The 13,580-nt window shown below is 65.5% G+C and carries 12 protein-coding genes; 10 read left to right on the top strand and 2 right to left on the bottom strand.

The features are described from left to right. The first annotated feature begins 1 nt into the window (after nt 1). From E8F11_RS28085 to E8F11_RS28055, 7 genes are all read left to right on the top strand, one after another. Nucleotides 2-1,438: an NAD(P)(+) transhydrogenase (Re/Si-specific) subunit beta gene (locus E8F11_RS28085; protein WP_280292189.1), complete on the top strand. Its 1,437-nt coding sequence runs from the start codon at nt 2-4 to the stop codon at nt 1,436-1,438. 296 nt (nt 1,439-1,734) lie between these two features. Then, complete coding sequence (locus tag E8F11_RS28080; protein ID WP_280292188.1) at nt 1,735-3,228, top strand: acetyl-CoA hydrolase/transferase family protein; 1,494 nt, start codon at nt 1,735-1,737, stop codon at nt 3,226-3,228. Between the two features lie 328 nt (nt 3,229-3,556). Beyond that, a complete protein-coding gene (locus tag E8F11_RS28075) occupies nt 3,557-3,772 on the top strand; it encodes a DUF1127 domain-containing protein (protein WP_280292187.1) in 216 nt (71 codons plus the stop codon). A 363-nt stretch (nt 3,773-4,135) separates the two neighbouring features. Beyond that, nucleotides 4,136-4,345 (top strand): DUF1127 domain-containing protein, encoded by a 210-nt coding sequence (locus tag E8F11_RS28070; RefSeq protein WP_280292186.1) that lies wholly within the window; start codon nt 4,136-4,138, stop codon nt 4,343-4,345. Nucleotides 4,346-4,441: 96 nt separating this feature from the next. Next, nucleotides 4,442-4,759, top strand: coding sequence for a DUF2388 domain-containing protein (locus tag E8F11_RS28065; RefSeq protein ID WP_280292185.1), 318 nt, complete (start codon nt 4,442-4,444; stop codon nt 4,757-4,759). Nucleotides 4,760-4,928: 169 nt separating this feature from the next. Then, the gene (locus E8F11_RS28060; RefSeq protein ID WP_280292184.1) at nt 4,929-5,249 is read left to right on the top strand and encodes a DUF2388 domain-containing protein; all 321 of its coding nucleotides are present in this window, start codon (nt 4,929-4,931) and stop codon (nt 5,247-5,249) included. Nucleotides 5,250-5,279: 30 nt separating this feature from the next. Continuing rightward, nucleotides 5,280-7,226 carry a DUF4105 domain-containing protein gene (locus E8F11_RS28055; protein ID WP_280292183.1) on the top strand — a complete coding sequence of 649 codons (1,947 nt, stop codon included), beginning with the start codon at nt 5,280-5,282 and terminating at the stop codon, nt 7,224-7,226. Between the two features lie 218 nt (nt 7,227-7,444). Here E8F11_RS28055 and E8F11_RS28050 read toward each other — a convergent pair whose 3' ends face one another. After that, a complete protein-coding gene (locus E8F11_RS28050) occupies nt 7,445-7,846 on the bottom strand; it encodes a GFA family protein (protein ID WP_280292182.1) in 402 nt (133 codons plus the stop codon). 101 nt (nt 7,847-7,947) lie between these two features. On the opposite strand from E8F11_RS28050, the gene E8F11_RS28045 reads away from it, so the two are divergent. The 3 genes from E8F11_RS28045 (at nt 7,948) to E8F11_RS28035 (ending at nt 11,290) form a co-directional block, all read left to right on the top strand. Then, complete coding sequence (locus E8F11_RS28045; RefSeq protein ID WP_280292181.1) at nt 7,948-8,856, top strand: AEC family transporter; 909 nt, start codon at nt 7,948-7,950, stop codon at nt 8,854-8,856. Between the two features lie 263 nt (nt 8,857-9,119). Further along, nucleotides 9,120-10,427 (top strand): CitMHS family transporter, encoded by a 1,308-nt coding sequence (locus E8F11_RS28040; protein ID WP_280292180.1) that lies wholly within the window; start codon nt 9,120-9,122, stop codon nt 10,425-10,427. A 104-nt stretch (nt 10,428-10,531) separates the two neighbouring features. Further along, the gene (locus E8F11_RS28035; RefSeq protein WP_280292179.1) at nt 10,532-11,290 is read left to right on the top strand and encodes a TerC family protein; all 759 of its coding nucleotides are present in this window, start codon (nt 10,532-10,534) and stop codon (nt 11,288-11,290) included. 65 nt (nt 11,291-11,355) lie between these two features. Here the strand turns inward: E8F11_RS28035 and E8F11_RS28030 are convergent, their stop codons facing one another. Continuing rightward, complete coding sequence (locus tag E8F11_RS28030; protein WP_280292178.1) at nt 11,356-13,203, bottom strand: C1 family peptidase; 1,848 nt, start codon at nt 13,201-13,203, stop codon at nt 11,356-11,358. Between the last annotated feature and the right edge of the window lie 377 nt (nt 13,204-13,580).

The following is a 13,580-nucleotide window of genomic DNA, read 5'->3' as shown; positions in this document are numbered from 1 at the left end:
CATGAGCATGAACCTGATCACTGTTCTCTACCTCGTCGCCTCGATCTGCTTCATCCAGGCGCTCAAGGGCCTGTCGCACCCGACTTCGTCCCGTCGCGGCAACCTGTTCGGCATGGTCGGCATGGCCGTTGCCGTGGTCACCACCGTCGGCCTCATCTATAAGCTCGGCGCGGACCTCGCCACCCAGGGCATCGGCTACGTCATCGTCGGCCTGCTGGTCGGCGGCACCGCCGGTTCGATCATGGCCAAGCGCGTCGAAATGACCAAGATGCCGGAGCTGGTGGCCTTCATGCACAGCATGATCGGTCTGGCCGCGGTGTTCATCGCCATCGCCGCCGTGGTCGAGCCGCAGTCCCTGGGCATCGTTGCCGCCCTGGGCGACGCCATCCCGGCTGGTAATCGCCTGGAGCTGTTCCTCGGTGCGGCCATCGGTGCCGTCACCTTCTCCGGTTCGGTGATCGCCTTCGGCAAACTGTCCGGCAAGTACAAGTTCCGCCTGTTCCAGGGTGCCCCGGTGCAGTTCGCCGGCCAGCACAAGCTGAACCTGCTGGTCGGCCTGGCCATCATCGGCCTGGGCCTGTACTTCACCCTCACCGGCAACATCGGCGCCTTCGCCCTGCTGGTGGCCCTGGCCTTCGTCATCGGCGTGCTGATCATCATCCCGATCGGTGGCGCGGACATGCCGGTGGTGGTGTCCATGCTGAACAGCTACTCGGGCTGGGCGGCGGCCGGTATCGGCTTCTCGCTGAACAACTCGATGCTGATCGTCGCCGGCTCCCTGGTGGGCTCCTCCGGTGCGATCCTGTCGTACATCATGTGCAAGGCGATGAACCGCTCCTTCTTCAACGTCATCCTCGGTGGTTTCGGCGCCGAAGCCGACGCCGGTGCAGCGGCTGGCAGCACGGAACAGCGCCCGGTGAAGTCCGGTTCGTCCGACGACGCCGCCTTCCTGCTGACCAACGCCGACAGCGTGATCATCGTCCCCGGCTACGGCCTGGCGGTGGCCCGTGCCCAGCACGCGCTGATGGAACTGTCTGAGAAGCTGAGCCATCGCGGTGTCAACGTGAAGTACGCGATCCACCCGGTGGCGGGTCGTATGCCCGGCCACATGAACGTCCTGCTGGCCGAGGCCGAAGTGCCTTACGAGCAGGTGTTCGAGATGGAAGACATCAACTCCGAGTTCGGCCAGGCCGACGTGGTGCTGGTGCTCGGCGCCAACGACGTGGTCAACCCGGCGGCGAAGAACGATCCCAAGTCGCCCATCGCCGGCATGCCGATCCTGGAAGCCTTCAAGGCCAAGACCATCATCGTCAACAAGCGCTCCATGGCCAGCGGCTACGCCGGCCTGGACAACGAACTGTTCTACATGGACAAGACCATGATGGTGTTCGGCGACGCCAAGAAGGTAATCGAGGACATGGTCAAGGCTGTCGACTGAGCCCTGCCCCCGCGATACCGAAAACCCCGGCCTGGTGCCGGGGTTTTTGTTTTCCGGGACTCAGCTCTTCGTGGGAGCGAATTCATTCGCGATGGGGTCCGCAACGGACCCACCTGAAGCCTTGTGGCAGGCCTTCGGCCTGCATTCGCGAATGAATTCGCTCCTACAGGTAATTTCCGATCAGGAACCGACAAAAGGCCCTGAATAGAGCCATTTCTTCGACCTTGGTATAGAAGTCGGATGCCCCCGCAGCCCCTAGACTGCGCGGCTCCTACCCGTTGTCCGAGGTTTCATCCATGTTCCCTGATCGCGTGCGCCTGCCCTCCCTGTTGGACAAGGTGATGAGTGCGGCCGAGGCCGCTGCCCTGATCGAAGACGGCATGACCGTCGGCATGAGCGGTTTCACCCGCGCCGGCGAAGCCAAGGCCGTCCCCCAGGCCCTGGCCGTGCGAGCCAGGGAGCAGCCACTGCAGATCAGCCTGATGACCGGCGCAAGCCTGGGCAACGACCTCGACAAGCAGCTCACCGAGGCCGGTGTGCTGGCCCGGCGCATGCCCTTCCAGGTGGACAGCACCCTGCGCAAGGCGATCAACGCGGGCGAGGTGATGTTCATCGACCAGCACCTGTCGGAAACCGTCGAGCTGCTGCGCAACCACCAGCTCAAGCTCCCCGACATCGCCGTGATCGAGGCGGTGGCCATTACCGAGCAGGGCCACATAGTGCCGACCACCTCGGTGGGTAACTCCGCCAGCTTCGCGATTTTCGCCAAGCGCGTGATCGTCGAGATCAACCTGGCCCACAACCCCAACCTGGAAGGCCTGCACGACATCTACATCCCCACCTACCGGCCGACCCGCACCCCCATCCCGCTGGTCAAGGTGGACGACCGCATCGGCAGCACGGCGATCCCGATCCCGCCGGAGAAGATCGCCGCCATCGTCATCACCGAGCAGCCGGACTCCCTGTCCACCGTGCTGCCGCCGGATCACGAGACCCAGGCCATCGCCGACCACCTGATCGACTTCTTCAAGCGCGAGGTGGACGCAGGGCGCATGAGCAACAACCTGGCGCCGCTGCAGGCCGGTATCGGCAGCATCGCCAACGCCGTGATGTGCGGCCTGATCGAGTCGCCCTTCGAGAACCTGAGCATGTATTCCGAAGTGCTGCAGGACTCCACCTTCGACCTGATCGACGCCGGCAAGCTGAGCTTCGCCTCCGGCAGCTCCATCACTCTCTCCGGCCGTCGCAATGCCGACGTGTTCGACAACCTGGAGCGCTACAAGGACAAGCTGGTCCTGCGCCCGCAGGAGATCTCCAACCATCCCGAGGTGGTGCGGCGCCTGGGCATCATCGGCATCAACACCGCGCTGGAGTTCGACATCTACGGCAACGTCAACTCCACCCATGTGGGCGGCACGAAAATGATGAACGGCATCGGCGGTTCCGGCGACTTCGCCCGCAACGCCCACCTGGCCATTTTCGTCACCAAGTCCATCGCCAAGGGCGGCGCCATCTCCAGCGTGGTCCCCATGGTCAGCCATGTGGACCATACCGAGCACGACGTCGACATCCTGGTCACCGAGCAGGGCCTGGCCGATCTGCGTGGCCTGGCGCCCCGCGAGCGCGCCCGGACGATCATCGCCAACTGTGTTCATCCGGATTACCGCGAGGCGTTACAGAACTACTTCAGCGCGGCCTGCGCCAAGGGCGGCCACACCCCGCACCTGCTGCGAGAAGCCATGGCCTGGCATGTCAATCTGGAAGAAACCGGAACAATGCTCGCCAGCTGAACCAACTGACCGAAACAGTTATGGGCTTGTAACCATTGATTCTGACAAGCGAATCTAAAAACAGTTTCTGAAAATCCAGAACTGTACCGTTCAAAAGCCCTGCCGTTTATCATTTGCACAGGAAAAACTGTGGCTTCCCGTTGATTCACGAGCAATTCAACGGGACACCCATACAGTTGCGCTCTATATCAGCAAAACAGTTGATAAGCATGCTAATAAAGACCAACACAATTTAGAGCAACTGTGACTACAGTCACGAGTGTTCCAGGAGGATCATAGGCTCCAGTTGATAACCAAGCCCCGTCAAAAGCGGGAAGGACCTGCCGCCATGGAACGTACCCTCAGTTCCGACCTGATCTTCGAAAGCGCCGAACAATCCCCGAAAGCCTCGTGGGCCCTGCGCACCATTTCCACCCTGCTGCTGTGGCAGCGTCGCATCGCCAGCCGTCATCAACTGGCCATGCTGGACCACCGCCTGCTGGCCGACGCCGGCATCAGCGAAGCGCAGCGCGAAGCCGAACTGACCAAGCCCTTCTGGCGCTAAGCAGTTCGCCGGGCCACGCGGCCCGCAAGCAACACCCAGACAGAACCCGTCGCCGCAAGCGACGGGTTTCGTCGTTTCCAGCCCCCCAAAATATGCATTCCCGGCTCTCCGGTAGGGTGCGCCGTGCGCACCAGGCAGGCTGCGCGGAAGTTCTGGTGCGCGCAGCGCACCCTACAGTGGCCCAGTCCCGGCCAGGATCATCTACTTCGGCACAGCTGCTCCAGATCAGACCAATACAGTTTCAGAAAAAACAAATCTGATACAGCACAATTCCACCTCGCTGTGACTGCACAGCATTGCGTCAGCGCGGGATCATGGCCCTCCATAACCAATCCCCGCCGCGCCGCGGGAAGGAAAAGCGCCATGGACCGCACCCTGACTGCCCCCGCCCAACTCCAGTCCAGCCTGCCCCGCGCGGCCTGGTACCTGCGCCTGTTCGCCGCGGTCGCCCAGTGGCAGCGCAATGCCCGCACCCGGCGCCAGCTCGCGCAACTGGATTGGCGCGCCCTGGCGGATGTCGGCATCAGTCCAAGCGAGCGTTACCAGGAGCTGGAAAAGCCTTTCTGGCGTTGAGCCAGCACTGGCCCGGAAGGCCCATTTTGACTAGGCTTTCCCCCCAGCAGGCAGCGCTTCTCGCGCTGCCGCTCCGGTCAGTCAAAGGAGCCTCCCATGACCTCTATTCGCCTGCTCAGCGCCGCAGCACTGCTGACGCTCGCCACCAGCGCCTCGGCCACCAGCTTCGTGGTTACCACCGATGCCGTGGTCAACGCCGTCGCGGCAACCTCGGATGCCTCTTCGGACGTCACTTCTTCGTTCGATGACGACAAGATCGTTCTCGCCGCCCGCGACGACGCCGCCAGCTTCGTTGCCAGCGCCGGCGACATCCGCGGAGCCCAACTGGAAGCCGCGTTCAAGCACATCCGCAACCTGCAGCCGCAACTGGCCGCCAGCGACCTGCAACTGGCCCAGGCGATCCTCGCCCTCTAATGGCACCCTCCGGGCCGCGCACCCTGCGCGGCCCGCCCGGCTGCACGCCCCGTGCTGCCTGGCCCTCACCAGCCCATTTCCGCTAACCTTCGCGCCCTACGCCCGTGGCCGAGAACCGCCGACGGGGATTTCCGTCCAATTCCTTAGATACTTCTTACGGAGAGCTTCCATGCGCCGCTCGCTGTCTGTCGCAGCCATCGCCCTTTTCCTCGTTGCCGGCGCCGCCCAGGCCCAGACCCTGGTGGCTACCAGTAACATCATCGTTCGTGCGCTGGACCGTACCCTCGACTTCACCTCCGACACCACCACTTCGATCCGCGACATGAAAGTGGTGATGGCCGCCCGCGACGACGCCGCCAGCTTCGTCGCCAGTGCCGGGGAGATCCGTGGCGCCCAGCTGGAAACCGCATTCGGCGCCCTGCGCGAGAAGTTCCCCCAAGCCCGCGAAGCCAGCGACCAGGTCCTGGCCGAGACCATCCTTGCCCTCTGACCCTTCGAGAATCGAACCCTGAACACCTTGTTGCGCCTCCTCTGCCTGGGCGGCCTGCTGGTTGCGGCCACGGCCCAGGCCGACTTGCGCCTGGTACTGGACGCCGAGGGCCTCACCCCGCCCCAGCGCCAGGCCAGCCAGCGACTCCTGGATGAGGCCCGCGCCGCGCTGCCGCCGGCCTTCGCCGAGCGCCTGGATCGCGAAGTGGAAGTCAGCTGGAGCGAAGTCCTGCCGGAAAACGGCTACGGCCGCGCCACCCGCTTCGATGCCCTGGTGCTCAACCGGCGCCTGCTGCCCGGCCTCACCGATGGCAGTGCGGACATGCAGAAGACCAATCGCGTCCACGGTACGGTGCGCCGCGAGATGATCGCCACCGTACTCCACGAGCTGACCCACCTCTACGACCGCGCCCGGCTCTGGTCCTCCGCCGACAGGACGCGACAGTTCCGCTGCCGCGCCCAGGCCGGGAGCAATGGCCTGGTCGGGCTCCCCGGAGACTGCCGGGGCCAGACCGGGCGCCGCTTCTCCTTCAGCGACGACCCGCGCCTGCTGGACCTTGCCGGCTGGCCCCAGTACGTCGGTAGGCGCGGCCAGCGCGAAGCGGAAAACCACCAGGTGGCGCGCAGCCCGGACATCTACGAACTGAAGAATCCGCGCGAGTTCGTCGCGGTGAACATGGAGTATTTCCTCCTCGATCCGTCCTATGCCTGCCGCCGCCCGGCGCTCTACCGCTATTACCGCGAACACTTCGGCTGGGCCCCGGCGGATCGCGCCGACTGCGCCAGCGGCTACGCCTACCTGAATGCCGGCCGCGATTTCGGCAAGCAGCCCCTGGGCAAGCTCGACCCCGAGCGGGTCTATGAAGTGGATTACCTGTTCGCCGAGGCCAACCAGAACTGGGTCAGCCGCTGGGGCCACAGCATGCTGCGCCTGGTGATCTGTGCCCCGGGCCGCCCGCGCGGGCCGGACTGCCGTCTCGACCTCGACCAGCACCTGGTGCTCTCCTACCGCGCCTTCGTCGGCGACGTGCAGCTGTCCAGCTGGGACGGCCTCACCGGCGCCTATCCCTCGCGGCTGTTCGTGCTGCCACTGCACCAGGTGATCGAGGAGTACACCAAGGTGGAACTGCGCAGCCTGGCCTCGGTGCCCCTCAAGCTCAGCCGCGAGGAAACCGAAGCCCTGGTGGAGCACGCCGCCGAGCTGCACTGGAGCTACGACGGCGACTACTGGTTCCTCTCCAACAACTGCGCGGTGGAAACCCTCAAGCTGCTGCGCAGCGGCACCGACCACCCGGCCCTGCGCGACCTCGACAGCATCATGCCCAACGGCCTGCTCAAGCTACTCGAAGGCCGCGGCGTGGCCGACCGCGCACCCCTGGAAGATCCCAAGGAAGCCTTGCGCCTGGGCTACCGCTTCGATTCCTTCCGCGACCGCTACCAGGCCATGTTCAAGGTCATCCGCGAGCGCCTGAAGGTGCCCCAGGAAGAGGTGGAAGACTGGCTGGAACTGACCGCCGAACAGCGCCGCCCCTGGTTCGCCCAGGCCGACCTGCGCGCCAGCGCCGCCCTGCTCCTGCTGGAACAGGCCGCCCAGCGCCGCCAGCTGCTGCTGGCCCAGGACGAGCTCAAGCGCAACTACCTCAGTTCCCGTGAACAGGCCGGACAGACCCGCTTCGCCAAGGCAGGCGGCACCCTGGAACAGATGCTCGCCAACAGCGGCTTCCTCAGCCGCCCAGCGGAGATGCTGCAAGGCGGCTATGGCCTGCCGCAGAGCGCCGAATGGAAGAATCTCGAAGCCGAAAGCAGCAGCCGCCAGCAGACCATGCGCAAGCTCAGCGACGACCTCGACCGCGAAGTGCGCGGCCTGCTGGAGCCGCAGCGCATGGCCGAACTCAACGCCACGGAAGCCAACCTCAAGCAGATCGGTGCGCACCTGCGCCAACTGCACAAGCAGTCCGGCGGGCTGGTCCTGCCGTGAAGCGAGCAATGTCCTTTCCGTAGGTTGGCGCAGAGCGAAGCGAAGCCCAACGATCCTGCGCACGGGCCGTTGGGCCTCTCGGAGCTCAGCCCAACCTGCAATCCGATGGGTATCGCTTCGCTCCACCCATCCTACGAATAGACCCATGTGCTCGGAGGTAAGCCGCAGGATGGGTCGGGCGGCGTTCCGCGAGCGAAGCGATACCCATCGATCCCAGCTCAGAGTTGCTCCTCATCCTCTTCCGGCAACTGCGGGTCCAGGCTCAGCCAGGGCAACTTGCTCGTCACCCAGATATGCCGGTCCGCTGGGGCATTCTCCGGCTGGTCCAGAGTCGCCACGGTGATATCCAGGCTGTCCGGCGCAAGCTGGGTGAAAAACGCCAGTTGGCTGCCGCAACGGGGACAGAAATAGCGCACGGCGTTGCTCGACGAGGCGTATTCGGCGGGGGTGCCGGCGGTCCAGCGGAAGCTCGCCAGGGGTACGGTGGCCCAGGTGGTGACGATGCCGCCGGTGGTACGCCGGCAGATGGAACAATGACAATGGGCGACGTCATCCAGGGGCGCCTCGATGGTGTAACGCAGCTGCCCGCATTGGCAGCCGCCAGTGTGCAGTTCGGCCATGGTGGTCTCCGCGGGCGGGGCTGCCTTTCACCCTAGCAGGCGGTTGCGCATCGGGGCGGGGATGCCGAAGATTGCCCTCTCATGCCTGACCGGATGTCACCGTGATCACCCTCCTCCAAGCCCTTTGGCCCCTCTTCGCCCTGATAGTCGGCGGCTACCTGCTGCGCCGCTGGGAATTCCCCGGCGACGCCTTCTGGCCCGCCGCCGAACGCCTCAACTACTTCATCCTGTTCCCCGCCCTGCTCTTCAGCAGCCTGGCCACCGCGCCGCTGGACAACCCGGCGCTGCCGCGACTGGCGCTGGCGGTATTCCTCGGCCTCGGCATCGGCTGGGCCGCCCTGCTGCTCGCCCGGCGCCTGCTGGGCTGGCCGGCGGCGCGCTTCGGCGCCATCACCCAGGGCATCCTGCGCTTCAACACCTACCTGGGCCTGGCCGCCATCGGCAGCCTCTATGGCAAGGACGGCCTGGCCATGGCGGCGCTGATGCTGGCGCTGATGGTGCCGACTGTGAACCTGATGTCGGTCTGGGCATTGACCGCCGAACGCGGCGTCAGCCTGCGCGGCCTGCTGCTGCCGGTGGCGAAGAACCCGCTGATCCTCGCCTGCCTGGCCGGCGCGCTGGTCAACCTGGCGGGATTTGGCCTGCCCGGCGGCACCGACCGCCTGCTCAACCTGCTGGCCGTGGCCAGCCTGCCGCTGGGCCTGCTCTGCGTCGGCGCCGCGTTGCGTCCGCAGGAGCTCGCCGGCGAGGTGCCGGCCCTGGCCTGGAACTGCGCGCTGCGCCTCCTGGCCATGCCCACCCTCGCCTTCGCGGTGGCCCGCGTGCTGGGCCTGCCGGCGATGGAAAGCAGCATCCTGGTGCTCTTCTTCGCCCTGCCCACCGCACCCACGGCCTACGTGCTGACCCGCCAACTGGGCGGCGACAGCCACCTGATGGCCGGCATCATCACCCTGCAGACCCTGCTCGCCGCCGGCAGCCTGCTGCTGGTCATGCGCGCCGTGTCCAGCTGAGGCGTCCAGGCGGCCCGGCCGCCGTTCGTCGATAAATCCCCACGCAATCGGCTCCGATCACCGCCGAAAGCTGGCTGAAAGGTTGCGCGCTTAGCATCCGCCCCATTGCCGGCAAGAGACCGGCATTCCGACAACAACAAGATTGGTGATCGCCATGTTCCGTTCCTGCTGCCGTCCCGGCACCCCTCCGCCACCTCTCCGCACGCCTTTGGCCACGCGCTGACCCGCCCCCGTCCCGCCTGAACCACGTCCGGAGAACCGCCATGCTGACTCTGCTCGGCTTCGCCATGGTCATCTGCTTCATGTACCTGATCATGACCAAGCGCCTGTCCGCCCTGATCGCCCTGATCATCGTCCCCATCGCCTTCGCCCTGATCGGCGGCTTCGCCGCGGGCATCGGCCCGATGATGCTCGAAGGCATCGGCAAGCTCGCCCCCACCGGTGTGATGCTGATGTTCGCCATCCTCTACTTCGCCCTGATGATCGACTCCGGCCTGTTCGACCCGGCCGTGCGCAAGATCCTCAAGCTGGTCAAGGGCGACCCGCTGAAGGTCTCCATGGGCACGGCCGCCCTGGCCCTGATCGTTTCCATGGATGGCGACGGCGCCACCACCTACATGATCTGCGTCGCCGCCCTGCTGCCGCTGTACAGCCGCCTGGGCATGAGCCCGCTGATCATGGCCGGCCTGATCATCCTCGCCGGCGGCATCATGAACATGACCCCCTGGGGCGGCCCCACCGCCCGCGCCGCCAGCGCGCTGCACGTGGACCCGTCGGATATCTTTGTGCCGATGATCCCGGCCATGGTCGCCGGCGCCATCGCCCTGTTCGGCCTCGCCTGGGCCTATGGCAAGCGCGAGCGCGCGCGCCTCGGCGTGCTGCACCTGCCGGACGACCAGATCAACCATGACGAGATCAGCGTTTCGCAGTTCCCGGAAGCCCGCCGTCCCAAGCTGCTGTGGGTGAACGCCGCGCTGACCGCCGCCCTGATGGTGACCCTGGTTGCCGGCCTGCTGCCGCTGCCGGTGCTGTTCATGATCGCCTTCAGCCTGGCCATGATCATCAACTACCCCTGCCTGCAGCAGCAGAAGGAACGGGTCGCTGCCCATGCCGGCAACGTCCTGGCGGTGGTGGGTCTGATCTTCGCCGCCGGCATCTTCACCGGCATCCTCTCCGGCACCGGGATGGTGGAAGCCATGTCAAAAAGCCTGCTGGCGGTCATCCCGCCGTCGATGGGCCCCTACATGGCGGTGATCACTGCGGTGGTGAGCATGCCGTTCACCTTCTTCATGTCCAACGACGCTTTTTATTACGGGGTGTTACCGGTTCTGGCCGAAGCGGCGAGCCATTACGGCATCAGCCCGGTGGAGATGGCGCGGGCCTCTATCGTAGGCCAGCCGGTGCACCTGTTGAGCCCGCTGGTACCTTCGACCTACCTGCTCGTGGGCCTGGCCAAGGTGGAGTTCGGCGACCACCAGCGCTTCACATTGAAGTGGGCGGTGATGATTTGTCTGTGTATCCTCCTCGCCGCCTTGCTGCTGGGTGTGTTCCCGCTCTTCGGATCACACTGACAGCCGCCGAATGACACCCCCGAACAAGCCGGAAACTGCGTAAGCTCTTTCCGGCTTGTTAGTGCCCACCCCTAGACCAAGAAACTCACGAGGATCAACGCATCATGGAATGGCTGACCAGCCCGGAAATCTGGGTCGCCTTCTTCACCCTGACCGCCCTGGAGATCGTCCTCGGCATCGACAACATCATCATGATCGCCATCCTCGTGGGGCGCATGCCGCCGCACCTGCAGGCGCGCACCCGGTTCTTCGGACTGGCGCTGGCGATGGTCACCCGCATCCTGCTGCTGCTGTCCATCACCTGGATCATGCGGCTTACCACCGACCTGTTCGAACTGTTCGGCCAGGGCATCTCCGGCCGTGACCTGATCCTCTTCTTCGGCGGCCTGTTCCTGCTGTGGAAGAGCAGCTCCGAGATGTACCAGGGCCTGGAAGGCGAGGACGAAACCGAAGGCGAGCCCAAGAGCATGGCCGGCGGCTTCGTCGGTACCATCATCCAGATCGCCATCATCGACATCGTGTTCTCCCTGGACTCGGTGATCACTGCCGTCGGCATGGTCTCCAACGTGCCGGTGATGGTCGCCGCGATCGTCGTCGCCGTGCTGGTGATGATGCTGGCCGCCGGCACCATCAGCAGCTTCATCGACCGCCACCCGAGCCTGAAGATGCTGGCGCTGTCCTTCCTGGTCGTGGTGGGCACCGTGCTGATCGCCGAAGCCTTCGAAGTCCACGTGCCGAAGGGCTACGTCTACTTCGCCATGGCCTTCTCCCTGGCCGTGGAGGCGCTCAACATCCGCGCGCGCATTGCCCGCGGCCGCAAGGAAGACCCGGTGAAACTGCGCAGGGACATCATTGGCGAGTAAGCCGATGCAATGAAAACGGGGCCAGATGGCCCCGTTTTTCATTGCGCCCCTTCGAGGTCCTCGCTTCAATACCCCTTCAACTCCTCCGCCTTGAAGCCACGGAAGCTGCCACTGCCCAGCACCAGCTGGAGCAGGCTGTCCATGGTCTGCAGGTCGTTGTCGAAACCGCCGTGGCAGGTGCTGCGGCTGGCCGGGCTGCTGGTGGCGGCCACCACAAGGGTGCTGCCGGGTGGCTGCTGGGGCGGCAGGAATTTCTGCATGCCCAGCAGCGGCACTCGCCTGCGCTTGTCTTCCAGGGCGTTGGAAACCAGGTAGAGCAACGACTTGCGGTAGGCGCCGGCGACGTTGTCCTCCTGCTCGGCCTGGTCCGAGAGCACGAACACCGTCTGCTGGCGGATGCCGTGGCCCAGCGCCTTGAGGAAGGTTGCCTGGTACAGCTCCAGGGTGCAGGCCGGGGCGAACAGCACCAGGTTGTGGATAACCGGCCCGCCCAGCCCCTGCCAGGCCTGCAGCAGCCGCGCTTGCCAGATGGAGCCGGCGCTGTGTCCCACCAGGTGGACCTTGGGCGCCTGCGCCCCCTGGGCCGCCAGCCAGCCGAGCAGGCGTTGCAGCACCAGCATGCCGGCGGCCTTCTTCTGGAAGGCGCGTTCGGCGTCCAGCTTCATTTCCTGCCAGAGGGCGAAGCCCACCGGCTGGACCAGGTTTTCCATCTGGTTGTCCCACCAGGAACTGACCGAGCCGACCCGCTCGCCCACCAAGGGCAGCTTGCTCAGCAGAATGTCGCCCAGCTCCGCGAGCAGGCCGGTTTCCCAGATGAAATGCAGCTCGTGCACGCCGTTGTCACGGAACGCCGGCCGCCACTTGAAGGTGCGCATGGCCGAGCCATTGACGCTGTTCAATCCGCCATGGGCGTAGAGCAGCAGGTGTCTGGGCCTGCTGTGTTGCAGTTCCTCGATGATGGCCTCGAGCTGGGCCAGGTCGGAGGCATATTGGCCCAGGCCGTCGAACTGGCCGTTGTCGATGTGCAGGTAGTGCAGGTAGATGGCCTCCTGCGGCGGGCCGATCAGCGCCAGGCGCGCGGTGCCGCCGTCGGAGACGTAGCGGGTAGCGGTATCGGTGACCCCGTGGTTGACGCTGACCCCCAGCTGCGCCACCCAGACGTCCCAGACGTTGGCCTCGAAATCGGCGTAGCTCCACAACGCCACCCCGGCATGAGCCTGCTTGTCGCGGCGATAGCCGCCCCAGTCGGCCCCCCAGGAGTTCTGCACCAGGAAACCGTCACAGGTGTAGCCGACGATGGCGAAAGCGTGCCCACCGCCGACATCCGGGGCATCCGGCTTCCAGTCGATCACCCCGCGCCGCGGCGCGCGCCAGCCCTCGTGGGTCCGGGCCGAGGCGAAGAGCACACCGACATCGCGCAGCGCCGCCTGCACGTCATTGATCCGCGAGAAGACCCGGAAATAGGCGCCCAGGGGAATATCCAGGGCCTCCTGTTGGATATCCGGGGTCAGCGCGACCTTGCGCCCCAGCGGCCAGCTGCCCTCCAGGCAGACCCCGTGCTTGTGCCAGCCCTTCATGGCGCCGCGGGCGCTGCTGAAGTCGTAGTTCTCGCCGGGCCACTGGTCGTAGCGGCGCGCCATGGCGAAAAGCATTGCCGGGCTGACCTCGCCGGCCAGCCCGCGCCGGCTGCGCAGGTAGTTGATCGCCGCTGCCAGGCCGAAGCCGGTGCAAGCGCCTTCCTCGCCCTGGTCGAGAATGCGCAGCAACTGCCAGTCCGGGTAGAGCTCATCCGGCAACGGCGCCAGCGAGGCGGAATAGGTGAGGTCGCGGAAGTCCATGGAGTCGCGGCGAACGTCCAGCCGCTTGGCAGTGGTCTTCTTGCGGGGTTTGGCTGGGGTGGGGCGCTTGGCCATGCTGACCTCCCTGTCGGGATCCGGGCGACATAGGCAAGGATTGACCGCTTTCAGTGGCCAGGTGGGATTGCTGACGAATGGTGCAGGGGCGCACTCCCTCAATTCATTGGCTATGTCTGCGCTAGCTGTTGAAGCACCGAATAGAAGCGTCTAGTACTGCTCTTTCAGGCCTCCGCACCGGCCTGATACATCCCTCACCCCCGCCCCTCTCCCAGGGGTAGAGGGGTGACTCGCGCCTGACAGGACGCGGCAATCCTGCTGCCTGCTCAGTGCTTGAACCTGTGCAGAAGAGGTGGGGCAGCGATTCCGCCCCTTCAGCAGGCCGAGCGGAAGCGTTGCGCAGGGGGACGAGCGGCATGGATGCCGCGAGAGGCGTG

Source organism: Pseudomonas sp. BN417 (assembly GCF_029871205.1).
GTDB lineage: Bacteria > Pseudomonadota > Gammaproteobacteria > Pseudomonadales > Pseudomonadaceae > Metapseudomonas.
This window is presented reverse-complemented; position numbering and strand designations above follow the sequence as displayed.